Consider the following 23,519-nt stretch of genomic DNA (forward strand, 5'->3'; position numbering starts at 1 on the left):
GGGAGGACACCTCGTCCTCCCGGGCCCGTCGCCGTCTACAGGTGCCGCAGGAACGCGTCCGGGTCGGCGAGGAAGCTGCGGGTCAGGGCGACCGGGAGCGCCTCGTCGTAGCCGACGCGGCGGACCGCGCCGTCGTCGTCGAGCTGCAGGATCGTCGCGCCGGGCAGCGCGAGCAGGACCGGCGAGTGGGTGGCGACCACGAACTGGCTGCCCCGCGCGGTCAGGTCCACCATCCGGGCCAGCACCGCCAGGGCCCCGGTGACCGACAGCGCGGCCTCCGGCTCGTCGAGCAGGTAGAGCCCGCGCGGGGTGAACCGGTGGGTCATCAGCGCGACGAACGACTCCCCGTGGCTGCGCTCGTGCGGCGTGCCGCCGAACGCCTGGGCCAACGGCGGCCCGCCGCCCTCCCGGTCGAGGCGCTCCACCTCCGTCGCCACGTTGTAGTACGACTCGGCGCGCAGGAAGAAGCTGCTCCGTTCCCGGCCGGGCCGGCGCGCCAGCCGCAGGTGCGACCCCAGGTCGGACTCGCTCGCCCGCGTCGCGAACCGGAACGACCGCGAGCCGCCCTCGGCGTTCAGCCCCAGCGCGACCGCCAGCGCCTCGACGAACGTGGACTTGCCGGAACCGTTCTCCCCCACCAGGAACGTGACACCCGGGTAGAGGGCGAGCCCGCCGTGCGCCCGCAGCCACCGCACGACCCCCAGGTCGAACGGGTAGCCGTCGGTGGGCGCGTCCGGGTCCAGGGTGACGCGGGCGACGAAGTGCCCGGGACTCACAGGTTCTCGACGGGGACCGGCTCGATGCCCTCCTCCGGCGGCAGCGCGAACCCGAACACCCGGGAGTAGAACGCCAGCTCGGCGTCGAGCGCCCGGCGGATGTTCGCGGCCTGCCGGAAGCCGTGCTGCTCACCGGCGAACAACAGATAGGCGACCGGCACCCCACGCTCGCGCAGCGCGTCGACGATCATCTCCGACTGGTTCGGCGGGACGATCGCGTCCTCGTCGCCCTGCAGCACGATCAGCGGGGTCGAGAACCGCTCGACGTGGGTGAGCGGGGACCGCTCGATGTAGACCGCCTCCGCGTCGGGCCACGGCCCGACCAGCCCGTCGAGGTAGCGGGACTCGAACTTGTGGGTGTCCCGGGCGAGCGCGGCCAGGTCGGCGACGCCGAAGTGGTCGGCCCCCGCCGAGAACGGGGTGTCGTCCCGGGCGAGCGCGGCCAGGGTGGTGAACCCGCCCGCCGAGCCGCCCCGGATCGCCATCCGGGCCGGGTCGACGCGTCCGGCGTCGGCCAGCGTGCGGGCCGCGGCCAGGCAGTCGGCGACGTCGACGATCCCCCACGCCCCCTTCAGCTGCTCGCGGTAGGCGCGCCCGTAGCCGGTGGAGCCGCCGTAGTCGACGTCGACGACCCCGAACCCACGGCTGGTCCAGTACTGCACGGCGACCGAGAGGACCGGCGTCGCCGAGCCGGTCGGGCCGCCGTGGATGACCACCAGCAACGGCGGCAGCTCGCCCTCGGGGGCCTCGTGGGCCCCCAGCGGCGGGTAGAACAGCGCGTAGCCGGTGCGCGGGCCGCCCGCGGCGTCGGTGGACAGGAACGTGATCGGCTCGGGCACCGACACCGTCTCCGGGTGCAGGCCGAGGTCGCGCGGGGCGCGCAGGGTCTGCACCCCGGCCGCGCCGGGCTCCCCGGCTCCCTCCGGGGCGGGCACCACGCGGTGCACGCCCGGCTCGGCGGTGGGCGACCCGGCGACGCAGACGACGGCGTAGGGCCCGTCGGCGCGCACCGAGCCGATCGCGGTGAACGGGGTGTCGAGCTCGATGATCCGGCCGTCGACCTCCCGCACGACCAGGGCGTCGAAGCCTCGCGAGGAGCGGGCGAACACGACGCGTCCGTCCTCCAGGACGGCGTAGCGCGACCCGCCCAGCGCCCAGCCGGGCACACCGATCTCGGCGTCGATGCGCACGAGCGCCTCGATGTCCTGGCCGGGCGGCCACCGGTAGAGGTTCCACCAGCCGGTGCGATCGCTGAGGAAGGTCAGCGACCCGTCGGGCTGCCACTGCGGCTCGGTGACCGACTCCCCCGGCCCACCCGCGACGACGGTGTCCACCCCGGACGCCAGGTCGCGCACGGTGAGCTCGACGTCGTCCCACGGCATCGACGGGTGGTTCCAGGACAGCCAGGCCAGGGTGCCGCCGTCCGGCGAGATCCGCGGTGCTGCGACGAAGTCCGGGCCGCTGACCAGCACCTCCGGCTCCGACGGGACGCGGGCGTCGAGCCGCACGATCTCGTTGACGACCTCGGCCGCCGGGGTGTGCTCGGCGTGGTGGTGCTCGCGGACCGCGACCATCCAGGTGCCGTCGGGGGCGACGTCGCCGTCAGCGTAGCGGTCACCGCGGGGCACCGCGGGCTCCGGGGTGAGCGCGACCGGCTCGCCGCCGCGGTCGAGCCGGTACAGGCGCTGGTCGGCCCACTCGACGTAGAAGACGGTGCCGGGGCTGCCGGGGTGCAGCCACCACGCGCCGCCGCCGTACTCGTGGACGGCCGAGCGCGCGTTCGCCCCGGCCGGCAGCAGGTCGGTGCGGGTGCCGTCGTCGGTGCGGCGCACCAGCTGGGTCCGCCCGCCCTCGGTGGCGCGGCCCTCGGCCCACACCACCCCGGTGTCCTCGGTGCCGGGCGCACCGTCGGGGCGGACCTCCCCGAGCCGCACCGCGGCCGTCACCACCACTTCGGACGTGACCGGTGTCGGCCACGACCCGTACCCGGAGATCGTCACGGCGACCACGCTAGTCATCACCGTGCCGCCGTGCCCGTAGGTTGTCGCCGTGCCGACACTGCGTGCGCTGGAATGCCTGGTGGCCGTGTTCGACCACGGGTCGGTGACCGGGGCGGCAGCGGCCCTGCACCTGTCCCAGCCCGCCCTGTCCCACCAGCTCGCCCAGCTCGAACGCGAGGTCGGGACCCCGCTGCTGGAGCGGCTGCCGCGCGGGGTGCGCCCGACCGTCGCGGGGCGGGCGGTGCACGCCGACGCGGTCGCCGCGCTGGAGGCCGCGGGTCGGGTGCTGACCACCGGGCGCACGGTCGCGGCCGGCGGCGCCGGGGTGCTGCGGGTGGCGTGCGCGGAGACGATGACCGCGGGTCTGCTCGCCCCGGTGCTGCGGGCCGCCGCCGGTGCCACCGCCCGGACCCGGGTGGAGCTCACCGAGCTGACCAGCGCCGACGAGATCGCCGCCCGGGTGGCGGACGGCGCGGCCGACGTGGGGGTGTGCCCGCCGCCCGGCCGTGACGGCGCCGACGCCGAGGTGCTCGGCCGCGAGCCGCTCGTCGCGGTGCTCCCCCGCCGCCATCCGCTCGCCGGGGCGCCGGGGCCGGTCCCGGTCGTCGCGCTCGGCGAGGGCCCGGTGGTGCACTACGACCCCGCCAACGGCCTGGCCGGCTGGCTCGACACCCTCGCCGCCACGCACGGCGTCCGCCTCGACGCGGTGACCCGCACCCGGAGCGCGACGACCGCGGCCCGGCTCGCCGACGCCGGGCTGGGCGTCGCGGTGGTGCCGGTGACGGCACTGCCCGCGGGTGCCCCGGGTGTGGTGCGGGCGCTGGCCCCGGCGCAGGACCGGGAGGTCGTCGCGCTGACCCGGCCGGGCCGGGACCCGGTGGTGGCGGCGTTCGTCGCCGCACTGCGACGGCGCGGGGTGCCCGTGCCCGCCGCCGTCGCCGCGCAGCTCGCCCCCTGAGCGGCGCCGGTCAGGCCAGCCGGCCACCGCCGTCGACGTGCAGGGTCGTGCCGGTCACGAAGGGGTTGGTGAGCAGCGACCGGGCCGCGGCGGACAGCTGGGCCGGGGTGCCGGTGCGCCGCGCCGGGTTGGCCGCGGCCGTGGCGGCGAGGAAGGCGTCCTTGCCGTCGCCGAGCCGGTCCCACTGGCCGGAGTCGACGATGCCGGGCGAGAGCGCGTTGACCCGGACCGGGGCGAGCTCGACGGCGAGCGCCTCGGCGAGGAACGCGACGGCGCCGTTGGTCGTCGCCATCACCGAACGGCCGGGCGCCGGGCGCCAGGCCGCGACGCCGGAGAACAGCAGGAACGACCCGCGCACGAGTGGGGCGAGGTGCTTGGCGAGCAGCAGCGGGCCGACGACCTTCGCGTCGAACGCGGTGTGGACGGCGTCGCGGTCCAGCTCGCCGACCGGCCCGTTGGCGGGCGCGGCGGCGAGCGACACGACGTGGTCCAGCGGCCCCGAGGTCGCCGCAAAGGCGGCGATGCTCGCCTCGTCGGTCAGGTCGATCCGGGCGGTGGCGGCGCCCACCGCGTCCGCGACCGGGGCGAGCCGCTGCGGGTCGCGCCCGGCGAGGGTGACCGTCGCCCCCTCGGCGACGGCGTCGGCGGCGAGCGCGCGGGCGATGCCCGAGCCGCCGCCGACGATCAGCAGGTCCTGTCCGGCCAGTGTGGTGATGTCCATGTCCGGTACAGCGTCGCCGGACCGACGCGCAGTCCCGTCGCGCGATCGATGCTTCCGAGCTCTGCCATAGACGCCGTCTATGCCTCGGCGCGGCGCAGGACCGCCCTGGCCCGGGCGAGCACCGGCGCGTCGACCATCTCCCCGCCGAACCGGAACACCCCGGGGTGGCGCTGCGCCTCGGCGAGCAGGGCGCGGGCGTGCTCGGCCTCGGCGTCGGTGGGCCGGAACCCGCGGCGCACGACCTCGACCTGCGACGGGTGGATGCAGGCCTTCGCCGCGAACCCCGCGGCCACCGCGTCGAGGGTGTCGGCGAGCAGGGTGTCGGTGTCCGCGATGTCGGTCAGCACGGTGTCGACCGGGTCGAGGCCCGCGGCACGCGCGGCGTAGAGGATCCGGGTGCGGGCCTCGGTCAGCGCCGGGCCGTAGCCGCCGCCGGACGCGCGCCCGGTGCGGCCGCCCAGGTCGGCGAGCAGGTCCTCGCTGCCCCACATCTGGCCCGCGCAGTTCGTCGCCCGCGCGATCGACGGCGCCTCCAGCACCCCGTGCGCGGTCTCGCACAGCGCGATCACCGGGTGCGGAGCCAGTGCCTCCACCGCGGCCGCGCTCGTCGCCATCGGCAGCATCAGCGTGAGGTCCGGGTGGGCGGCCAGCGCAGCGACGTCGCCGTCGTGGGCGGGGGTGCCGGGCGCGTTGACCCGGACGACCACCCGGGTGTGGTCCAGCCCCGCCAGGGCGTCGACGACGGCGGCACGGGCGCCGTCCTTGTCGTCCGGGCCGACCGCGTCCTCCAGGTCGAGGACGACGGCGTCGGCCGCGGCGAGTGCCCTGGCGAACCGGTCGGGCCGGTTCCCGGGGCAGAACAGCAGGCCGGGGCCGTGGTCGAGCGGGCGGGCGACGGTGTCCACGAGCGGGACCTCCTCGTTCCGGGGACGGACCACGATCATCGACCTGCCGTCGCCGCCGCGCGCAGCAGGCGCACCGCGGCCGGCAGCGCCCCGGGTCGCAGGACCGGAGCCAGGCCGACCACCCCGCTCATCCCGGTCCACCAGCGGACCTGCCCGTCGGTGCGGAGCACGCCGACCGCCGGCGTCCGGCACCCGGCGACGGCGGCCGGGAGGTTCGGGTAGATCTCGGCCAGCCGCGGCTCGCGGCAGGAGCGCGCCCGGACCCGGACCCGCACGCAGCCCGGCAGCTCCTGTGCGATCCGCGAGCACGGCGCACAGGCCGCGTCGTGCACCACCACGAGCTCCCGGATCCGTGTGCGCGCCACCGCGTCATCATCGCCTGCCACCGGCCCCCGCCCTCGGGGGCCGTCCTCGGGGGCCGTCCTCGGGGGCCGTCCTCAGCGGCCGAGCAGCGCCGCGGCCAGCTCCCCGGGGTGCGACAGCATCGGGTGGTGCCCGCCCGACACCATCTCGGGCACGACGCCGCGCAGCCGGCGGGCGAGCATCGTCCGGACGAACGCGGCCGGGAACAGCTTGTCCTCGCGGCACAGCAGGTACCGGGTCGGCACCTCCGGCCAGGACTCCCGCGGCCACGGCTGGTTCCACGGCGTCGCGGACTGGTCGCGCTCGTGGCGCAGCGCCTCGTTCGCGACCGCCTCGTCGACGTCGTGGTAGAAGAGCCCGACGACGTCGTCGGGGTCGCGCCCGTCGCGCGCGGCCTGCTCGGCGAGCGCCGCACCGGAGCCGGTCGCGGCGCCCCACTGCGCCGCGGACTCGCCCGGCTGCGGCACCATCGCCGTCACCAGGACGAGCTCGCGCACCGCGATCCGGTCGCACACCAGCGGCGCGCTGAACCCGCCGAAGGAGTGCGCGACGACCACCAGGTCCTCGGCACCCTCGACCGCGGCCACCACGGCGTCGGCGTAGTCCTCCAGTCCGGCGGCGTCGTCGTCGCAGGGCAGCTCGACCGGCACGGCGCGGTGGCCGCGCCGGGTCAGCTCCCGTACCAGCGGGCCCCAGTACCAGGTGTCGGTCCCCGCCCCGGGGACCAGCGCAAAGGTCGTCATACCGGTGTGGACCGTCCGCGCGCGGCGTTCTCATCGCCTACCGTCGACGGCGGAACCGAGGAGGCCCGATGACCGATCCGACCCGCCTGCCCGCCGTCCCCGACCCGGAGCCTGCCGACCCCGCCGTGCCCGACCCGGTCGAGCCGGTCACCGACTACACCGACGACGGCGTCCCCACGTTCTCCTACGTGCGCGATCGCATCGAGGGACGCGCCGCGACCGCGGCGGCCGCCGAGGACCTCGCAGGCGGCGACGTGCGCGCCGCGGAGGCCCAGGACGCGTTCGCCGAACGCGAGCGCAGGGCGGCCGAGCGGCTCGCCGAGATCCGCCGGTCGATGGAGGGCTGAGCGGCCCGTCGCACCTCCGGCGCGGTCCCCGCACCCCGTGCGGCGGGTGCGACGGCCGTCGCCGGGGTGCGGGGACACGTTCAGCTCCCGGTGCGACGGAAGATCTTGTCCCCCAGCCACACCAGCGGGTCGTACTTGCGGTCCACCGCGCGCTCCTTGAGCGGGATGAGCGCGTTGTCGGTGATCTTGATGTGCTCAGGGCACACCTCGGTGCAGCACTTGGTGATGTTGCAGAACCCCAGTCCGTGCTCCTCCTGGGCCTCGACGGCGCGGTTGCCGTGCGCGTCGAGCGGGTGCATGTCCAGCTCGGCCATCCGCATCAGGTAGCGCGGCCCGGCGAACGCCTCCTTGTTCTCCTCGTGGTCGCGGACCACGTGGCAGGTGTTCTGGCACAGGTAGCACTCGATGCACTTGCGGAACTCCTGGCTCCGCTCGACGTCGACCTGCGCCATCCGGTACTCGCCCGGCGCGACGCCCTCGGGCGGGGTGAAGCTGGGGATCTCACGGGCCTTGGTGTAGTTGAACGACACGTCGGTCACGAGGTCGCGGATCACCGGGAAGCTGCGCAGCGGCGTGACGGTGACGACCTCGCTGTCGTCGACGGTGTTCATCCGGGTCATGCACATCAGCCGCGGCCGACCGTTGATCTCCGCGGAGCACGAGCCGCACTTGCCCGCCTTGCAGTTCCAGCGCACGGCCAGGTCGCCGGCCTCGGTGGCCTGCAGCCGGTGGATGACGTCGAGGACGACCTCGCCCTCGTTCACCTCCACCGGGTAGTCGACCAGCTCGCCCTTGGTGTCGTCGCCGCGCCAGACGCGGAAGTGGTGGAGATGGCTGCTCATCGCGGTCCCTCCGCATCGGCCCGGTGACCGCCCAGCTCGTCACCGGTGTAGTACTTCTTCAGCTCGTCCATCTCGAACAGGTCGAACAGGTCGGGCCGCATCGGGAGCTGCTCCTGACGGGTCAGCTCGATGCCGTCCTCTCCGACGGCGCGGCAGACCAGCAGCACATGGCGCCAGTCGGAGTCCATGACCGGGAAGTCGTCGCGGGTGTGCCCACCCCGCGACTCCTGGCGCTCCAGGGCCGCCTTCCCGGTGCACAGCGCGACGAGCAACATGTTGCGCAGGTCCAGGGCCAGGTGCCAGCCCGGGTTGAAGCGGCGGTGCCCCTCCACCGAGACGGTGCGGGTGCGGGTCGCGATGTCCTCGAGCTTCTTGAGCGCGAGCTCCATCTCCTCGCCCTTGCGGATGATCCCGACGAGCTCGTGCATCGTCTTCTGCAGCTCCTGCTGGACGACGAACGGGTTCTCCCCACCGGCGGTCGCACCGGAGAACGGCAGCATCGCCCGCTCCAGCGCCGCGGTGACGTCGGCCTCGGCGACGGCCGGCCGTCCCCGGTCCGCGTGCTGCGCGGCGTGCAGCCCGGCGCGACGGCCGAACACCAGAAGGTCCGACAGCGAGTTGCCGCCGAGCCGGTTGGAGCCGTGCATGCCGCCCGCGACCTCACCGGCCGCGAACAGGCCGGGCACCCTCGACATCGCGGTGTCCGGCTCGACCTCGACCCCGCCCATCACGTAATGGCAGGTCGGGCCGACCTCCATCGGCTCCTTCGTGATGTCGACGTCGGCCAGCTCCTTGAACTGGTGGTGCATCGACGGCAGCCGCTTGAGGATCTCCTCGGGCTTGAGCCGGGTGGACACGTCGAGGAACACCCCGCCGTGCTCGGTGCCCCGGCCCGCCTTGACCTCGGAGTTGATGGCCCGGGCGACCTCGTCGCGGGGCAGCAGCTCGGGCGGGCGCCGGTTGTTGTCCGGATCGGTGTACCAGCGGTCGCCCTCCTCCTCGGTGGTGGCGTACTGCTCCTTGAACACGTCCGGCACGTAGTCGAACATGAACCGCGTGCCGTCGGTGTTGCGCAGCACGCCGCCGTCGCCGCGGACGGACTCGGTGACCAGCAGGCCCCGCACCGACGGCGGCCACACCATGCCGGTCGGGTGGAACTGCAGGAACTCCATGTTGATCAGCGTCGCGCCGGCGCGCAGGGCCAGCGCGTGGCCGTCGCCGGTGTACTCCCAGGAGTTCGACGTGACCGAGTAGCTCTTCCCGACGCCGCCGGTGGCGAGCACGATCGCCGGGGCGTCGAAGCGCACGAACCGACCGTCGCCGCGGAAGTAGCCGAAGCAGCCCGAGATCGCGCCGTCGGTGGTGAACAGCTCGGTGATCGTGCACTCGTGGAAGACCCGGATCCGGGACTCCGCGTCGCCGGTCTCGGCGAGGTCCTCCTGCTGCAGCGAGACGACCTTCTGCTGCAGGGTGCGGATCAGCTCCAGGCCGGTCCGGTCGCCGACGTGCGCCAGCCGCGGGTAGGTGTGCCCGCCGAAGTTGCGCTGGCTGATCTTCCCGTCCTTCGTGCGGTCGAACAGCGCGCCGTAGGTCTCCAGCTCCCAGACCCGGTCCGGGGCCTCCTTGGCGTGCAGCTCGGCCATCCGCCAGTTGTTGAGGAACTTCCCGCCGCGCATGGTGTCGCGGTAGTGGACCTTCCAGTTGTCGTTCGGGTTGGCGTTGCCCATCGACGCCGCGCAGCCGCCCTCGGCCATCACGGTGTGTGCCTTGCCGAACAGCGACTTGGAGATGATCGCCGTCCGCTTGCCCTGCAGCCGCGCCTCGATCGCCGCCCGCAGGCCGGCACCGCCGGCCCCGATGACGACGACGTCGTAGTCGTGCCGCTCGATCTGCTCGTCCATCTCGGTGCTCACCCCACGATCCGCAGGTCGCTGATCCAGCCGGCGGAGACGGCCATGACGTAGAAGTCGGTGACGGCGAGGCTCACCAGCGTCGCCCAGGCGAACTGGTTGTGCCGGGTGTTCAGCTTCGAGACCTGGGTCCAGAGCTTGTAGCGGACCGGGTGCTTGGAGAAGTGGTTGAGCCGCCCGCCGACGGCGCTGCGGCACGAGTGGCACGAGTGGCACGACAGCGTGTAGCCGAACAGCAGCACCACGTTCACGACCAGGATGATGTTGCCCAGCCCCAGGCCGAACCCGCCGCCGGGCTTGGCGAAGGCCAGCACCGCGTCGTAGGTGTTGATCAGCGTGATGATCCCGGCGATGTAGAAGAAGTAGCGGTGCGCGTTCTGCAGGATCAGCGGGAAGCGCGTCTCACCGGTGTAGCGCCGGTGCGGCTCGGCGACCGCGCAGGCCGGCGGGGAGAGCCAGAACGCCCGGTAGTAGGCCTTGCGGTAGTAGTAGCAGGTCAGCCGGAACAGCAGCAGGAACGGCAGGGAGACCGCCGCGTAGGGCAGCCACCAGACGTCGGGCAGGAAGCGGCCGAAGTGCGCTGCCTCCTCGAAGCAGCCGGTCGAGACGCACGGCGAGTAGAACGGCGTCAGATAGCCGTACTCGGGGACGAAGTAGTGGTCCTGCATGAACGCCCGCACCGTCGCGTACGCGACCCAGGCGACGAACGCCACGAAGGTGGCCAGCGGGGGAAGCCACCATCGGTCCGTGCGCAGCGTGCGCGCGGCGATGGTGGCCCGGCCGGTGGACGCGTCAGTGGTGGATGACACGTACGGGAGCTCCTGTCGTCTCGACGACGCCGAAGAGACCTGACACGACGTCGTGTCCTCGTGAACACCCGCCGCACGCACGGTGCGGTGGTCGCCAGAGAGTACGACGCAGATCACATGTGATCTACGTCGGGATGGCGATTGGCCGTTCCATCGAGACGTGGGTCACACGTCGCACGACGCACGACGGCCCGGGCACCCCTCGGAAGGAGTGGCCCGGGCCGTCGCGACGGTGCGTCCTACTTCTTGCGGCCGCCCACCGTGGCCGCAAGGTAGTCGCGGTTCAGCTGGGAGATCACGTCGAGCGGGATCTCCTTCGGGCAGGCGGTGGCGCAGGCGCCGGTGTTGGTGCAGCCACCGAACCCGGCGGCCTCGTGCTCCTCCACCATGCTGACGACGCGCTCGTAGCGCTCCGGCTGACCCTGCGGCAGCTCACCCAGGTGGGTCAGCTTCGCGCCCAGGAACAGCGACGCGGACCCGTTCGGGCAGGCCGCGACGCAGGCACCGCAGCCGATGCAGTTCGCCGCGGCGAACGAGCGGTCCGCGGCGGACTTCGGCACGGCGTTGGAGTTGGCCTCCGGCGCCGACCCGGTGTTCACCGAGACGTAGCCGCCGGCCTGGATCATCTTGTCGAACGCGGCGCGGTCGACGACGAGGTCCTTGATGACCGGGAACGAGCCCGAGCGGAACGGCTCGATGACGATCGTGTCGCCGTCGGAGTAGTGCCGCATGTGCAGCTGACAGGTGGTGGTCGCCCGCTGCGGGCCGTGCGGACGGCCGTCGATGACCATGCTGCACGAGCCGCAGATGCCCTCGCGACAGTCGTGGTCGAACGCGACCGGCTCGTCGCCGGACAGGATCAGCTTCTCGTTGAGCACGTCGAGCATCTCGAGGAACGACATGTCCTCGTCGGCGTCGACGGTGTAGGTGACCAGGCGCCCCTTGTCGACCGCGTCGCGCTGGCGCCAGACCTTCAGGTTGAGCTTCATGTCCGTCGGTCCTCCTACTTGTAGCTGCGCTGGGTCGGGTGCACGTACTCGAACGTGAGCTCCTCCTTGTGCAGGACCGGAGCCTGCCCGCGTCCGGTGTACTCCCAGGCCGAGGTGAAGGAGAAGTTCTCGTCGTCGCGCTGCGCCTCGCCGTCCTCGGTCTGGCTCTCCGCGCGGAAGTGACCGCCGCACGACTCGCGACGCACGAGCGCGTCGAGACACATGAGCTCACCGAGCTCGAGGAAGTCGGCCACCCGGCCGGCCTTCTCCAGGCTCTGGTTCAGCTCCGCGCCGGTACCCGGCACCTTGACGTTGCTCCAGAACTCGCGACGGAGCTCGGGGATGCGGTCCAGCGCCTTGCGCAGACCGTCCTCGGTGCGCTCCATGCCGCAGTAGTCCCACATGATCTGGCCCAGCTCGCGGTGGAACGAGTCCACCGTGCGGGTGCCGTTGATCGACAGGAACTGGTCGATCCGGTCGGTGACCGACTGCACGGCCTCGACGACCTCGGGCGCGTCGTCGGAGACGGCGTCGAGCTCGTTCTTGGCCAGGTAGTCGCCGATCGTGACCGGGAGGACGAAGTAGCCGTCGGCCAGACCCTGCATCAGCGCGGACGCACCGAGGCGGTTCGCGCCGTGGTCGGAGAAGTTCGCCTCGCCGGCCACGTAGAGGCCCGGGATGGTCGACTGCAGGTCGTAGTCGACCCAGAGGCCACCCATCGTGTAGTGCACGGCGGGGAAGATCCGCATCGGGACCTCGTAGGGGTTCTCCCCCGTGATCCGCTCGTACATCTCGAACAGGTTGCCGTACTTGTTCTCGACGGCCTTGCGGCCCAGCCGCTGGATCGCGTCGTCGAAGTCCAGGTAGACACCCAGACCCGACGGACCGACACCGCGCTTCTCGTCGCAGACCTCCTTGGCGGCCCGGGACGCGATGTCACGGGGCACCAGGTTGCCGAACGCCGGGTACTTGCGCTCGAGGAAGTAGTCACGCTCCTCGTGCGGGATCTCGTTCGGCCCGCGGTCGTCGCCGAGCCTCTTCGGGACCCAGACGCGGCCGTCGTTGCGCAGCGACTCCGACATCAGGGTCAGCTTCGACTGGTGGTCGCCGGAGACCGGGATGCAGGTCGGGTGGATCTGGGTGAAGCAGGGGTTCGCGAACAACGCGCCCTTGCGGTGCGCCCGCCACGAGGCCGTGACGTTGCAGCCCTTGGCGTTGGTCGACAGGTAGAAGACGTTGCCGTAGCCGCCGGAGGCGAGCACGACCGCGTCGGCGGTGTGCACCTCGATCTCGCCGGAGACCATGTCGCGCGCGACGATGCCGCGGGCGCGTCCCTCGACGACGATCAGCTCCAGCATCTCGTGCCGGGCGTACATCTCGACGGTGCCGGCCTTCACCTGGCGCTCCAGCGCCTGGTAGGCGCCGATGAGCAGCTGCTGGCCGGTCTGACCGCGGGCGTAGAAGGTGCGGGAGACCTGCACGCCGCCGAACGAGCGGTTGTCGAGCAGACCGGCGTAGTCGCGGGCGAACGGGACACCCTGCGCGACGCACTGGTCGATGATCTGCCGCGAGATCTCGGCGAGCCGGTGGACGTTGGACTCCCGCGCGCGGAAGTCGCCGCCCTTCACGGTGTCGTAGAACAGCCGGTAGACGCTGTCGCCGTCGTTGCGGTAGTTCTTCGCCGCGTTGATGCCACCCTGCGCGGCGATCGAGTGCGCACGCCGCGGGCTGTCCTGGTAGCAGAACGTCTTGACGTGGTAGCCGGCCTCGCCGAGCGTCGCGCTCGCGGAGCCGCCGGCCAGGCCGGAGCCCACGACGATGATCTTCTTCGAGCGCTTGTTCGCCGGGTTGACCAGCTTGACGCCGAATCGGCGGCGCTCCCAGCGGGTCTCGATGGCACCCGAGGGGACCGCCTTGTCGACGACCGGCTCACCGGTCGTGTAGTCGGCGTAGGAGATGTGGTGGGACGAGGCGTCAGTCATGGGTCAGACCACTCCGAACGTGACGGCGAGGGGCACCGAGATGAAGCCGAGGGTCAGCACGGCGGCGAAGACCGTCGACACCACCTTGATGGTGCGCTCACGCCTGTTCGACGACCACCCGAGCGTCTGGATGCCCGAGAAGATGCCGTGCTGGACGTGGAAGCCCAGCGCGACGACGGCGAGGACGTAGAACAGGGTGACGTACCAGCGGGCGGGGGTGAAGTCGGCCGCGAGGTTGTCCGCCACCGCGAGGTGCACGCCGTTCGGGTTCAGCGTGCCCGCGGTGAGGTCGAGCAGGTGGTAGACGACGAACAGCACGATGATCACGCCGCCCCAGCGCATGGTGCGGGCCGCGTAGCTGCCCTTGACCTGGTAGGAGCCACCCGCGTACTTGATCGGGCGGGCCTTGCGCGCGCGCAGGGCGAGCACCGTCGCCGACCAGATGTGGGCGACCACCGCGACGACGAGCACCACACGGACGATCCAGAGCATGCCCGAGTAGGGCAGCGCCGGCTCCAGGATGGTGCGCAGCCAGGCCGCGTAGTGATCGATCGCCTCGGGACCGAAGAAGATCTTCAGGTTCCCGATCATGTGCAACGTGACGTAGCCGAGCAGCACGACGCCGCTCACCGCCATCACGAACTTCAGCAGCGCACTGGGCGTGCGCGGACGCCGGGGCGCGGCGGGCTTGGCTCCGCCGCCGGCCCGGGACTTCTCGGACATCGTGACCACGTCGTCCAGTGGACATACCAACGGGTAAGGCAGTCCAATGCATGAAACGGTCTCCGGTCATAGCCGTAGGCTATGCATGTGACACTTCAGCAGCTCATGTACTTCGTCGCCGTGGCAAACGTGCGCAGCTTCACTCGGGCGGCCGACCAGGTCGGGGTCGCCCAGCCGACCCTGAGCCGCGCGCTGCGGGCGCTGGAGGACGAGCTGGGCTCCCCGCTGATCAACCGCGGGTCGGTCGTCACGCTGACCCCGGCCGGTGAGGCGGTGCTGCCACTGGCACGGAGGATGCTCGCCGACTCCGACATGGTCCGCACGACGGTGGCCGAGATGGTCGGCCTGCGCAGCGGCCGGGTCCGGGTCGGCGCGACGCCGTCGCTGTGCATCGGCGTGCTGTCCGACGTGCTGCGGGTCTTCCACGCCCGGCACCCCGAGATCGCCGTCGAGCTGGCCGAGGACGGCTCGCAGCCGTTGGAGGCGGCACTGGTCCAGGGCGCGCTGGACGTCGCCCTGGTCATCGTGCCCCCCGACGGGGTGGACCCGACGCTGCACACCGCTCCCCTGCTCCGCGAACGGCTCTCGGTCGCCTCCCCACGGGCACGCAGGCCGCTGACCCCGCGCGGGTCGATGACCGTCTCCGAGCTCGCCCGCCACGACCTGGTGATGGTGCGCCAGGGCTACGACCTGCGGGAGGTGACCCTGCGGGCCTACGCGGTCGCCGGGGTCACGCCGCGGATCGCGGTCGAGGGCGGCCAGATGGACGCCGTGCTGCGCATGGTCGAGGCCGGCACCGGGGTGGCGGTGGTGCCGGACCTGACGTTCATCGGGCGGCCGCGGCTGCGGCGCACGGTGCTCAACCCGGCCATCCACCGCACGGTGGCGCTGGCGCGCCGCGCCGACATCGCCCCCACACCGGCCGTCATCGCCTTCGCGGACACGCTGCTGGAGCACATGTCCGACACCTCGGCGTCGCTGCGGGAGGGCACGACCGACGTCCAGGTGCTGCACCGGCACCGGACCGGCCGGGAGCTGCTCGGCTGAGGACCGGGGTCAGTCGGGAACCGGGAACAGCGGGGCGCGGCCGTCGGGGGTCTCCGGCGGCGGGTGCGGGTCGAGCACCCGCAGGTGCTCGCAGGTGCCGGTGACCTGCAGGACCCGGCGGACCTGGCGGGCCGCGCCGCAGTACAGCTCCAGGACCACCCCGGCCGCGACGGCGGCGTGCCGGCAGTCGAGCAGCACCGAGATCCCGGCCGAGGCGAACACGCCCACCCCGGACAGGTCCAGCACGATCCGTGGGGCCGCGGCGAGCCAGTCGCCCACCTGCTCGGCCAGGAACGGCGCGGTCGCGAGGTCGACGTCGCCGACGGCGTGCAGCACCACCGGACCCGACGGGTGCGGCACCGCCTCCAGGGTCAGACCACCGCCCTCCGCGGTCGCGGCGGACAGGCCGGGCACTCCCCCCGGGCCCTCCGTCGGATCGGTCATCACCGGCCGCCTCCCGCGGGGCGCCGCGCCACCGCCGCAGTCAGGGTGCCAGTGCGGTGCCGGTACCGCACGCCGATCGCCCGGTGACGGCCCCGCCCGGCGTCGACGCGCGGGAGGGCGCCGGTCTTCCTAGGCTCGGCGGGTGGCCCATCACGATCTCGCAGTCGTCGGCACCGGATCCGGGAACACGATCGTCGACGACCGGTTCGACGGTCTCGACGTCGCCCACGTCGAGGCGACCCGGTTCGGCGGGACCTGCCTCAACGTGGGCTGCATCCCGACCAAGATGCTCGCCCACACCGCCGAGGTCGCCGAGACGGTCCGCGCGGCGTCGACCTACGGGGTGGACGCCCGGATCGACCGGATCCGCTGGAGCGACATCCGGGACCGGGTGTTCTCCCGACTCGACCCGATCGGCGACGAGGGCCGCGACCACCGCCGCGACCACGGCACCGTCTACGACGGCACGGCCCGCGTCACCGGGCCACGCGCGATGGCGGTGGACCTGGCCGACGGCGGCACCGCGGAGTTCACCGCGGACCGGATCGTGCTCGCCGTCGGCGGGCGACCGGTGGTCCCGCCGCCGGTCGCCGACTCGGGCGTCCCGTTCGACACCTCCGACACGATCATGCGGATCGACGAGCTGCCCGGGCACCTGGCGATCATCGGCGGTGGCTACATCGCAGCGGAGTTCGCGCACGTGTTCGGCGGGCTCGGCTGCGAGGTCACGCTCGTCGAGAGCGCCGACACCCTGCTCGGCGGGATGGACGAGACCGTCGTGGCGCGGTTCACCGACGCCGCCCGCGAGCGCTTCACCGTCCACACCGGACGGACGGTGGAGAGGGTCACCGGCGGTGCGGGCGACGTACGGCTGCATCTCGACGACGGCACCGAGGTGCGGGCCGACCGGCTGCTCGTCGCGGCCGGGCGCCGCCCGAACTCCGACCGGCTCGACCTGGACCGGGCCGGGATCGACACCGACGACGCCGGCCGCGTCGTCGTCGACGCCCACGGCCGCACCACCGCCGACGGGGTGTGGGCGCTGGGCGACATCTCGTCCCCGCACCCGCTCAAGCACGTCGCGAACCACGAGGCCGAGGTCGTCGGGCACAACCTCGCCCACCCCGACGACCTGCGCGAGGTCGACCACGGGTTCGTCCCGGCCGCGGTGTTCACCACCCCGCAGATCGGCACCGTCGGCCGCACCGAGCAGCAGTGCCGCGAGGAGGGCCTGGAGTTCCGCGTCGGGTTCCACGAGTACGCCGATGTCGCCTTCGGCTGGGCGATGGAGGAGCAGCGCGGGTTCTGCAAGGTCCTCGTCGCCCCGGACGGCACGCTGCTCGGGGCGCACCTGCTCGGCCCGCAGGCGTCGACGCTGGTCCAGCAGCTGGTGCAGGCGATGGCGCTGGGCGTGACCGCGCAGCGCCTCGCCGACGTGCAGTACTGGATCCACCCCGCGCTGAGCGAGGTGCTGGAGAACGCGCTGCGCGACGCCGCCGACCCGGACTAGGCGCGCCGCTCGGTCAGCTCGGTGGCCACCGCCAGGCCGATCACCACGGCGAGCACGACCAGCCCGATCGCGATCGCGGGCAGGGCGTGTCCGGCGACCAGCGCGACCACCGCAGCCACCACCAGGATCGCGGCGGCCACGTAGCGCGACCGCCCGACCGTCCCGGTGCGGCCCTGCAGGTAGAGCTTGTTGCCCGCGAGGTAGAGCAGCGGACCGCCGACCGAGGTCAGCACCAGCGCCGGGGTGTTCTCCGGGTGCGTGAGGTGCAGGTCGATCGCCACCGCGAACAGCACCGCCCCGGCCACCATCAGGCCGTGCGCGTAGGCGAACGCGGCCCGCGCCGCACGGGTCGACCCGTCGCCGGAGCTCGCCCGGGTGCCGTGCCCGGCGAGCGCGAAGTAGGACCACCACAGCGCGACCAGACCGGCGAAGCCGAGCAGGGTGATCACCACTGCGTAGGGGGTCACGTCCTCCATCTCCGACAGCGTGAAACCCATGATCAGGATCGACTCGCCGAGCGCGATGATGAACACCAGCCGGTTGCGCTCGGCGAGGTGCTCCACGTCGGTCGGCCACTCGTCCATCGGGGTGCGCCCGAGCCCCGGCACCCGGAACTCGAACCGCGGCCCGGCCATGTCGACGGCGACGGCCAGCACCCAGACGACCAGCCGCGCCACCGGCGGTAGGAACGCGCCGACGACGACGAGCACGGACGCGGCCGTGCTCCACACCAGAAGGTTGCGGTAGTTGCGGGCCATGACGTGCCCGCGCATGGTCACGACGAGGAACAGCGGGCGCCCGATCTGGGCGGCGGCGAAGCACAGTGCGAACAGCAGCCCGGACTCGCCGAACGCGCCCGGCAGGGCCAGCGCCATCCCCAGCGCCGCCAGCATCAGCCCGGCGTTGAGCATCCGGACCGACGGGCGTCCCGGGTCCAGGTAGTTCATCGCCCAGGCCGAGTAGTTCCACAGCCACCAGACCGCGGCGAACAGCACCGCCGTCTCCAGCGCCCCGATCGGGGTCAGGTGGTAGAGCAGGGTGTGCGAGACCTGGACGATCGCGAACACGTAGACGAGGTCGAAGAACAGCTCGATCGGAGCGACCTCGGAGTCACCCTCCCGTCGCAGCACCCGCGGCCGAATGTCCGGTGTGGTCATCGGTGGGCTCCTTTCCCGTGTCGGCGCTGCCGAAGGGTAGTGCGGCGCGCAACGATGGGCGGTGTGAACCTCGGTCTGCGCGAGATGCGCCCCCGCGATCCGGACGAGCCCCACCGGGTGGCCAGCCCGCTGGAGCTGTTCTTCGACCTGGTGTTCGTGGTGGCGGTGTCGCTGTCGTCGGCGGCGTTGCACCACGAGGAGTCCGGCGGGCACGTCGGCGCCGGGGTCGGGTCCTACCTGATGGTGTTCTTCGGCATCTGGTGGGCCTGGATGAACTTCACCTGGTTCGCCTCGGCCTTCGACGTCGACGACTGGCTCTACCGCGCCACCACCCTGGTCCAGATGGCGGGCGCGCTGGTCATGGCCGCGGGGACGCCCTCGGCGATGGCCGGTGAGGGCTACGGCGTGCTCGTCGCCGGGTACGTGGTGATGCGGCTGGCGATGGTCACGCAGTGGCTGCGGGCGGCGCGGTCGCACCCCGCGCTGCGGACCACCGCGCTCCGCTACGCGGGCGGCATCGCCGTCGTCCAGCTGCTGTGGATCGCCTGGGTGCTCGTCGCCCCGCACCCGGTGTGGTTCGTCGTGCTGGCACTGGCCGAGCTGGCGGTCCCGGTGGTCGCCGAGCGTGCGCGGTCGACGCCGTGGCACCCGCACCACATCGCCGAGCGCTACAGCCTGTTCACCCTGATCCTGCTGGGTGAGTCGATCCTGGCGTCGACGACGGCCGTGGTCGACGCGCTGTCCTCCGCCGAGCACCTCGGCCCGCTGCTGGTGCTCTCGGCGTGCGGGCTCGTGCTGGCAGCGGGCATGTGGTGGGTCTACTTCGCCCACAGCCAGCACGAGCACCTGCGGGCCATGCCGCGGGCGCTGGTGCACGGCTACGGCCACTACCTCGTCTTCGCCGCGGCCGGCGCCTTCTCGGCGGGCATCGAGGTGGCCGTCGACGTCGACACCACCGGGACCGGGCTGTCCGCCGCCGCGGCCGGGGCGACGCTGACCGTGCCGGTCGCGCTGTTCGTCCTCGGGGTGTGGGCGCTGGCGCTGCGCCCCGTGCTCGCCGCCGGCCGCAGCGCCGCCGTCGTCCTGCTGGCGGTGCTGCTGGGGCTGTCGGCGTTCGCGCCGTTCACCCCGGTCGTGGCCGCGGTGGTGATGGTGGCGGTGGTCGTGACCGTCGAGACGGCCCCCGCCCGGAACACCGTCGCCGCATGACGGGTTCGGAGACGTCAGGGGCCGGCACCTGCGGGAGCCGGTGAACCTGCGCCGCGTGGTGCGGCGCCGCGCGTCCTGAGAGGCTGAGTACATGTCCGGCGACACCGACCACGACACCGACCACGACACCGTGGTCACCCACGACACGGGCCACCACCGCTACGAGATCCTGATCGACGGCACCGTGGTCGGCAGGGCCGAGTACGTCGACGACCACGGGCAGCGGATCTTCCACCACACCGAGGTCGATCCGGAGCTGTCCGGGCGCGGGCTCGCGAGCACCCTGGTCCGGTTCGCGCTGGACGACACCCGCACCGCCGGGAAGCGGATCGTGCCGGTCTGCCCGTACGTGCGGCGCTGGGTGTCGACCCATCAGGGCTATGCCGACATCATCGACCCGGTGACGCCCGACGCCGTCGCCGCCGTCCGGAGGAGCGCGCGGTGAGCAACGTCGAGACCGCGCCGGAAGAGGTCGTCTGCGGGGGCGACGCCGCCGACGGGGAGCTGGTGACCCCGCGCGACGTGCCGCTGGGCGGGCCGCGCGCGATGACGGTGCGCCGCACGCTGCCGCGGCGCACCCGGTCGCTGATCGGGGCCTGGTGCTTCCTGGACCACTACGGCCCGGACCGGGTCGCCGACACCGGTGGGATGGCCGTGCCGGGGCATCCGCACACCGGGCTCGCGACGGTGTCGTGGCTGTTCACCGGCCGGGTCGAACACCGCGACACCACCGGCGCGCACGCGATCGTGCGCCCGGGTGAGCTGAACCTGATGACCGCGGGATCCGGCATCGCGCACTCGGAGTTCTCCACCCCCGACACCGAGGTGCTGCACGGGGTGCAGCTGTGGCTGGCGCTGCCCGCCGCCCACCGGGAGACCACTCCCCGCTTCGAGCACTACGCACCGCCCCGGGTGCAGGCCGGGGACGCCGCGCTGCGGGTGTTCCTCGGATCGCTGGCCGGGTCGTCGTCGCCGGTACCGACGTTCACCCCGCTGCTCGGCGCCGAGGTGGTGCTGCCCGCCGGCGCGTCGGTGACGCTGGACGTCGACGCCGGGTTCGAGCACGGTGTGCTGGTCGACACCGGCTCGGCGCAGGTGAGCGGCACCGCGACCGCGGCCGCCGAGCTCGTGTACCTCCCGCCGGGCCGGACGACCCTGGACCTGCACGCCGGCGACGACGGCGCCCGCCTGGTGCTGCTCGGCGGGGAGCCGCTGGGCGAGCAGATCGTGATGTGGTGGAACTTCGTCGGCTCCACCCACGACGAGGTCGTGGCCTTCCGGGAGCAGTGGCAGGACGAGCGTGCCGCCGGGGGGCGGGACGGTGGCCGCTTCGGGATGTTCCCGGACGCGTGGGAGTCGACGTTGCCGGCGCCGGAGCTGCCGAACGCGCGGTTGACTCCTCGCGGGTAGGCGGGGCATGACTCTGCTGCCCTGTCCTCGCAGGTCAGAGATTCGCGATTGCGAACGAAAACTAGCGACCGAACACGTGTTCGACTATCGTCGACAGTGTGACCGCGACCCAAGAGCCACCCGACCATGCCACCGGCGTGGGCCCGGGTGGGTCCCCGACCGGTGACCTCGATCTGTTCCGATTTCTCCTCGACCACGCCCACACCGCCGACACCTCTGCGCTGACAGAGACGGACCTGATCGACCAGATCCAGCAGATCGAGTCGCTCCAGGCCTCCCTCGCCGCACTGCAGGCGAGTCGGATCCGGGCGTTCGCCCGGGCCCACGTCGAGAACCACCTCACCGACGACCGGACCGACGGGACCGACCGCGCCCGGACCGACCCCGAGCGGCTCCACCGCAGTGTCGTCGCCCAGATCCAGCTCGCCTGCCGGATCTCCACCACCGAAGCCCGCACCCGCCTCGCCAACGCCCGCGACCTGCACACCGGACTCGACCACATCCGCGGCCTGCACACCGCCGGACAGCTCAGCGCCGCGAAGGTCACCGCGATCGCCGTCGAATGCCGCGACCTCGACCCACACCGGCGCAGGCAGGTCGACACCCGCCTCGCCGCACACGACCTCACCCGCTACGGCATCGGGCGCCTGCGCGCCATGACCCGCCGCCTGGTCGCCGAGATCGCCCCCGAACGCTTCCGGGCCCGCGTCCACACCGCCGCGGCCGAACGTCGGGTCACCCTGCGACCGGCACCGGACGCGATGAGCTACCTCACCGCCTACCTCACCGCCGCACAGGGCGCGGCCTGCCTCGCCGCACTCCAGAAAGCCTTCATCCAGGTCCAGGTCGACCCGGCACCGTTGACCCGCAGCCGCGGGCAGATCATGGCCGACACCCTGGTCGAACGCCTCACCGGACAGACCACCGCAACCGCGGTCAACCTCGAAGTCCAGGTCACCGTCCCCGTCCAGGCCCTGCTCGACCCCACCTCCCCACTCCCCGCGGAGATCCCCGGCCTCGGCCCCATCCCGGTCGAGCTGCTCGCCACCAGCGAAGGCACCGCATCACTACGCCGCCTGCTCACCGACCAAGGTCTGGTCATCGGCGGCGACTCACGCCAACGCACCTTCACCGGACTGCTCGCCACCCTCGTGAAAGCCCGAGCCGGGAACCGGTGCACCGAGCCCTACTGCGACGCCCCCGCCCGCCACATCGACCACATCCACCGCGCCGCCGACGGCGGCCGCACCGAGTTGCAGAACGGACGAGGGGTGTGCGAGTTCCACAACCACATCCGCGAACAACCCGGATGGCACGTCACCCGAACACCCGACGGAGCCGTCGTCACGACCACACCCACCGGGCACACCTATCGCGGACCGGACTGACCGGATGATGCGTCTCCATCCGGCGGGCACGAGGGCCCGGCGGTGAACGACGGCGCCGCGCCCGGCTCAGCCCAGGTCGGCGCGTACCACCGGCACGACCCGGCGCAGCTGCTCGAGCAGCAGGTCGGCGGCCCGGCCGTCGTGGGCGACGACGAGGTCGACCCGGCTGATCTCGGCTGACATGTCGACCTGCAGCGAGCGGACCTTCCAGCGGCGCGACCGCAGCATGGTGAGGACCTTGTAGAGGCCGTCATCGGCATCGGTCAAGAGCAGCGAGACGACGTGGCCGTGCTCGGCGGGATCGGTCCCGGTGCGGGCGCGCTCGGCGGTGGGGGCGTTCATCGGATCTCCGGTGTTCGAGGGCGAACGTCAGGATCCGGCCAGGTCCGGCGGGCACCACGTGCCACGCGCCGGCTCCCTGGGTTCAGCCGGCGCGCCGGGTAATGATCCGACCGCGCACGGGTCGAGGGTAACAGCCGTCACCACCCCCGGGCGGAGCCGTGGTGACCGCGACGCGGATGCTGGCGCCGTGCGGTACGTGGCGATCGGGGACAGCTTCACCGAGGGCGTGGGCGACGAGGACGCGGCAGGTGTCCCCCGCGGCTGGGCCGACCGGGTCGCCGCCGGGCTGGCCGGTGCCTCCGGTGAGCCGGTGCACTACGCGAACCTGGCCGTACGAGGCCGGCTGCTGGCCGACGTCGTCGGGCCGCAGCTCGATGCCGCACTGGCGCTGGACCCCGCACCGACCCTGATCACCCTCAACGGCGGGGGGAACGACATGCTCCGCCCCCGCACCGACGTCGCGGGGCTCGCCGCGCTCACCACCCGCGCCGTCGACCGCTGCGCGGCGGCCGGGGTCCGGCTGGTGCTGCTCAGCGGTGCCGACCCGTCGGACCGGCTTCCACTGGGACGGGTCGTCCACCGCCGCGGCGCGGAGCTGTCGGCGGCGGTGCGCACGCTCGCCGCCACACGCGGACTCACCTTCGTCGACGTGTTCGGCGACGCCGAGATCCGCCGGCCCGGCTACTGGTCGGACGACCGCCTGCACCTGGGCACGCCCGGGCATCTGCGCGCCGCGGGAATCGTGCTGGAGGCGCTCGGTGTGCGTGGGGCGACGCCCGCGACGACCGTCGCCGCGGACCCGCCGACCGGACCGGCCGCAGCGCTCGCCTACTACCGCACCCACGTCCTGCCCTGGGTCGGACGACGTCTGCGGGGCCGGTCGTCCGGGGACGGCCGTCCGGCGAAGGCTCCGTCCTGGACGGTCGTCCCGGCGCGCTGAGCTG

24 protein-coding genes are annotated in these 23,519 nt (G+C 72.9%); 9 read left to right on the top strand and 15 right to left on the bottom strand.

Features of this window, described 5'->3' with window-relative positions; translation table 11 throughout:
- Positions 1-35: 35 nt before the first annotated feature.
- Positions 36-776, bottom strand: a complete 741-nt coding sequence (locus tag Ae331Ps2_RS02040) for an AAA family ATPase (protein ID WP_075311103.1) — start codon at positions 774-776, stop codon at positions 36-38.
- Positions 773-2,776, bottom strand: coding sequence for a prolyl oligopeptidase family serine peptidase (locus tag Ae331Ps2_RS02045; RefSeq protein WP_233147623.1), 2,004 nt, complete (start codon positions 2,774-2,776; stop codon positions 773-775). The genes Ae331Ps2_RS02040 and Ae331Ps2_RS02045 overlap by 4 nt, the downstream gene beginning before the upstream one ends.
- Before the next feature lie 49 nt (positions 2,777-2,825).
- Here Ae331Ps2_RS02045 and Ae331Ps2_RS02050 point away from each other — a divergent pair, with 49 nt between their 5' ends.
- Positions 2,826-3,734 (top strand): LysR family transcriptional regulator, encoded by a 909-nt coding sequence (locus Ae331Ps2_RS02050; protein WP_075311099.1) that lies wholly within the window; start codon positions 2,826-2,828, stop codon positions 3,732-3,734.
- 10 nt (positions 3,735-3,744) lie between these two features.
- Here Ae331Ps2_RS02050 and Ae331Ps2_RS02055 read toward each other — a convergent pair whose 3' ends face one another.
- The 4 genes from Ae331Ps2_RS02055 to Ae331Ps2_RS02070 form a co-directional block, all read right to left on the bottom strand.
- The gene (locus Ae331Ps2_RS02055; RefSeq protein WP_075311097.1) at positions 3,745-4,455 is read right to left on the bottom strand and encodes an SDR family oxidoreductase; all 711 of its coding nucleotides are present in this window, start codon (positions 4,453-4,455) and stop codon (positions 3,745-3,747) included.
- A gap of 77 nt (positions 4,456-4,532) precedes the next feature.
- Entirely contained in the window at positions 4,533-5,393 is an 861-nt protein-coding gene (locus tag Ae331Ps2_RS02060) for a CoA ester lyase (protein ID WP_249265642.1), read from the bottom strand.
- Positions 5,394-5,395: 2 nt separating this feature from the next.
- A complete protein-coding gene (locus tag Ae331Ps2_RS02065; RefSeq protein ID WP_020623684.1) occupies positions 5,396-5,725 on the bottom strand; it encodes a hypothetical protein in 330 nt (109 codons plus the stop codon).
- 72 nt (positions 5,726-5,797) lie between these two features.
- Positions 5,798-6,466 carry an alpha/beta fold hydrolase gene (locus Ae331Ps2_RS02070; protein ID WP_075311095.1) on the bottom strand — a complete coding sequence of 223 codons (669 nt, stop codon included), beginning with the start codon at positions 6,464-6,466 and terminating at the stop codon, positions 5,798-5,800.
- Between the two features lie 68 nt (positions 6,467-6,534).
- Here Ae331Ps2_RS02070 and Ae331Ps2_RS02075 point away from each other — a divergent pair, with 68 nt between their 5' ends.
- Positions 6,535-6,813, top strand: coding sequence for a hypothetical protein (locus Ae331Ps2_RS02075; RefSeq protein WP_075311093.1), 279 nt, complete (start codon positions 6,535-6,537; stop codon positions 6,811-6,813).
- A gap of 80 nt (positions 6,814-6,893) precedes the next feature.
- Here the strand turns inward: Ae331Ps2_RS02075 and Ae331Ps2_RS02080 are convergent, their stop codons facing one another.
- From Ae331Ps2_RS02080 to Ae331Ps2_RS02105, 6 genes are all read right to left on the bottom strand, one after another.
- Complete coding sequence (locus Ae331Ps2_RS02080) at positions 6,894-7,655, bottom strand: succinate dehydrogenase/fumarate reductase iron-sulfur subunit (protein WP_075311091.1); 762 nt, start codon at positions 7,653-7,655, stop codon at positions 6,894-6,896.
- Positions 7,652-9,556, bottom strand: coding sequence for a fumarate reductase/succinate dehydrogenase flavoprotein subunit (locus Ae331Ps2_RS02085; RefSeq protein WP_075312978.1), 1,905 nt, complete (start codon positions 9,554-9,556; stop codon positions 7,652-7,654). The genes Ae331Ps2_RS02080 and Ae331Ps2_RS02085 overlap by 4 nt, the downstream gene beginning before the upstream one ends.
- 8 nt (positions 9,557-9,564) lie before the next feature.
- Positions 9,565-10,374 (bottom strand): hypothetical protein, encoded by an 810-nt coding sequence (locus Ae331Ps2_RS02090; RefSeq protein ID WP_075311089.1) that lies wholly within the window; start codon positions 10,372-10,374, stop codon positions 9,565-9,567.
- Positions 10,375-10,613: 239 nt separating this feature from the next.
- A complete protein-coding gene (locus Ae331Ps2_RS02095; RefSeq protein ID WP_020623678.1) occupies positions 10,614-11,363 on the bottom strand; it encodes a succinate dehydrogenase/fumarate reductase iron-sulfur subunit in 750 nt (249 codons plus the stop codon).
- Positions 11,364-11,377: 14 nt separating this feature from the next.
- On the bottom strand, positions 11,378-13,345 hold the full coding sequence (locus Ae331Ps2_RS02100; RefSeq protein WP_020623677.1) for a fumarate reductase/succinate dehydrogenase flavoprotein subunit: 1,968 nt from the start codon (positions 13,343-13,345) through the stop codon (positions 11,378-11,380).
- 3 nt (positions 13,346-13,348) lie between these two features.
- Positions 13,349-14,068: a succinate dehydrogenase cytochrome b subunit gene (locus tag Ae331Ps2_RS02105; protein WP_082375760.1), complete on the bottom strand. Its 720-nt coding sequence runs from the start codon at positions 14,066-14,068 to the stop codon at positions 13,349-13,351.
- An 87-nt stretch (positions 14,069-14,155) separates the two neighbouring features.
- Here Ae331Ps2_RS02105 and Ae331Ps2_RS02110 point away from each other — a divergent pair, with 87 nt between their 5' ends.
- Positions 14,156-15,115, top strand: a complete 960-nt coding sequence (locus Ae331Ps2_RS02110; protein ID WP_043278006.1) for a LysR family transcriptional regulator — start codon at positions 14,156-14,158, stop codon at positions 15,113-15,115.
- Positions 15,116-15,124: 9 nt separating this feature from the next.
- On the opposite strand, the gene Ae331Ps2_RS02115 is transcribed toward Ae331Ps2_RS02110, so the two are convergent.
- Positions 15,125-15,559, bottom strand: coding sequence for an STAS domain-containing protein (locus Ae331Ps2_RS02115; RefSeq protein ID WP_083695147.1), 435 nt, complete (start codon positions 15,557-15,559; stop codon positions 15,125-15,127).
- Positions 15,560-15,701: 142 nt separating this feature from the next.
- Here Ae331Ps2_RS02115 and Ae331Ps2_RS02120 point away from each other — a divergent pair, with 142 nt between their 5' ends.
- Positions 15,702-17,069 (top strand): mycothione reductase, encoded by a 1,368-nt coding sequence (locus Ae331Ps2_RS02120; protein ID WP_075311087.1) that lies wholly within the window; start codon positions 15,702-15,704, stop codon positions 17,067-17,069.
- Here the strand turns inward: Ae331Ps2_RS02120 and Ae331Ps2_RS02125 are convergent.
- Positions 17,066-18,226, bottom strand: coding sequence for a low temperature requirement protein A (locus Ae331Ps2_RS02125; protein WP_075311085.1), 1,161 nt, complete (start codon positions 18,224-18,226; stop codon positions 17,066-17,068). The two genes, Ae331Ps2_RS02120 and Ae331Ps2_RS02125, sit on opposite strands and share 4 nt — an antisense overlap.
- A 54-nt stretch (positions 18,227-18,280) precedes the next feature.
- Here Ae331Ps2_RS02125 and Ae331Ps2_RS02130 point away from each other — a divergent pair, with 54 nt between their 5' ends.
- From Ae331Ps2_RS02130 to Ae331Ps2_RS02145, 4 genes are all read left to right on the top strand, one after another.
- Positions 18,281-19,435 (top strand): low temperature requirement protein A, encoded by a 1,155-nt coding sequence (locus Ae331Ps2_RS02130; protein WP_170918313.1) that lies wholly within the window; start codon positions 18,281-18,283, stop codon positions 19,433-19,435.
- Positions 19,436-19,526: 91 nt separating this feature from the next.
- Entirely contained in the window at positions 19,527-19,880 is a 354-nt protein-coding gene (locus tag Ae331Ps2_RS02135; RefSeq protein WP_075311083.1) for a GNAT family N-acetyltransferase, read from the top strand.
- Positions 19,877-20,845, top strand: a complete 969-nt coding sequence (locus Ae331Ps2_RS02140; protein WP_075311082.1) for a pirin family protein — start codon at positions 19,877-19,879, stop codon at positions 20,843-20,845. The genes Ae331Ps2_RS02135 and Ae331Ps2_RS02140 overlap by 4 nt, the downstream gene beginning before the upstream one ends.
- Positions 20,846-20,943: 98 nt before the next feature.
- Positions 20,944-22,233, top strand: coding sequence for a DUF222 domain-containing protein (locus Ae331Ps2_RS02145; protein WP_075329681.1), 1,290 nt, complete (start codon positions 20,944-20,946; stop codon positions 22,231-22,233).
- 66 nt (positions 22,234-22,299) lie between these two features.
- Here the strand turns inward: Ae331Ps2_RS02145 and Ae331Ps2_RS02150 are convergent, their stop codons facing one another.
- On the bottom strand, positions 22,300-22,575 hold the full coding sequence (locus Ae331Ps2_RS02150) for an ACT domain-containing protein (protein ID WP_075311078.1): 276 nt from the start codon (positions 22,573-22,575) through the stop codon (positions 22,300-22,302).
- Positions 22,576-22,762: 187 nt separating this feature from the next.
- Between Ae331Ps2_RS02150 and Ae331Ps2_RS02155 the strand changes: the two genes are divergently transcribed.
- Positions 22,763-23,515, top strand: coding sequence for an SGNH/GDSL hydrolase family protein (locus tag Ae331Ps2_RS02155; protein WP_075311076.1), 753 nt, complete (start codon positions 22,763-22,765; stop codon positions 23,513-23,515).
- The last annotated feature ends 4 nt before the right edge of the window (positions 23,516-23,519 follow it).

It is taken from the genome of Pseudonocardia sp. Ae331_Ps2, assembly GCF_001932405.1.
In the GTDB taxonomy this organism is placed as follows: domain Bacteria; phylum Actinomycetota; class Actinomycetes; order Mycobacteriales; family Pseudonocardiaceae; genus Pseudonocardia.

Bases quoted from the DNA above. Each gene is read 5' to 3' on its own strand.
- Ae331Ps2_RS02055 (WP_075311097.1), bottom strand. From the start codon at position 4,455: ATGGACATCACCACACTGGCCGGACAGGACCTGCTGATCGTCGGCGGC.
- Ae331Ps2_RS02070 (WP_075311095.1), bottom strand. From the start codon at position 6,466: ATGACGACCTTTGCGCTGGTCCCCGGGGCGGGGACCGACACCTGGTAC.
- Ae331Ps2_RS02075 (WP_075311093.1), top strand. From the start codon at position 6,535: ATGACCGATCCGACCCGCCTGCCCGCCGTCCCCGACCCGGAGCCTGCC.
- Ae331Ps2_RS02080 (WP_075311091.1), bottom strand. From the start codon at position 7,655: ATGAGCAGCCATCTCCACCACTTCCGCGTCTGGCGCGGCGACGACACC.
- Ae331Ps2_RS02085 (WP_075312978.1), bottom strand. From the start codon at position 9,556: ATGGACGAGCAGATCGAGCGGCACGACTACGACGTCGTCGTCATCGGG.
- Ae331Ps2_RS02095 (WP_020623678.1), bottom strand. From the start codon at position 11,363: ATGAAGCTCAACCTGAAGGTCTGGCGCCAGCGCGACGCGGTCGACAAG.
- Ae331Ps2_RS02100 (WP_020623677.1), bottom strand. From the start codon at position 13,345: ATGACTGACGCCTCGTCCCACCACATCTCCTACGCCGACTACACGACC.
- Ae331Ps2_RS02105 (WP_082375760.1), bottom strand. From the start codon at position 14,068: ATGTCCGAGAAGTCCCGGGCCGGCGGCGGAGCCAAGCCCGCCGCGCCC.
- Ae331Ps2_RS02115 (WP_083695147.1), bottom strand. From the start codon at position 15,559: ATGACCGATCCGACGGAGGGCCCGGGGGGAGTGCCCGGCCTGTCCGCC.
- Ae331Ps2_RS02125 (WP_075311085.1), bottom strand. From the start codon at position 18,226: ATGACCACACCGGACATTCGGCCGCGGGTGCTGCGACGGGAGGGTGAC.
- Ae331Ps2_RS02130 (WP_170918313.1), top strand. From the start codon at position 18,281: ATGGGCGGTGTGAACCTCGGTCTGCGCGAGATGCGCCCCCGCGATCCG.
- Ae331Ps2_RS02135 (WP_075311083.1), top strand. From the start codon at position 19,527: ATGTCCGGCGACACCGACCACGACACCGACCACGACACCGTGGTCACC.
- Ae331Ps2_RS02150 (WP_075311078.1), bottom strand. From the start codon at position 22,575: ATGAACGCCCCCACCGCCGAGCGCGCCCGCACCGGGACCGATCCCGCC.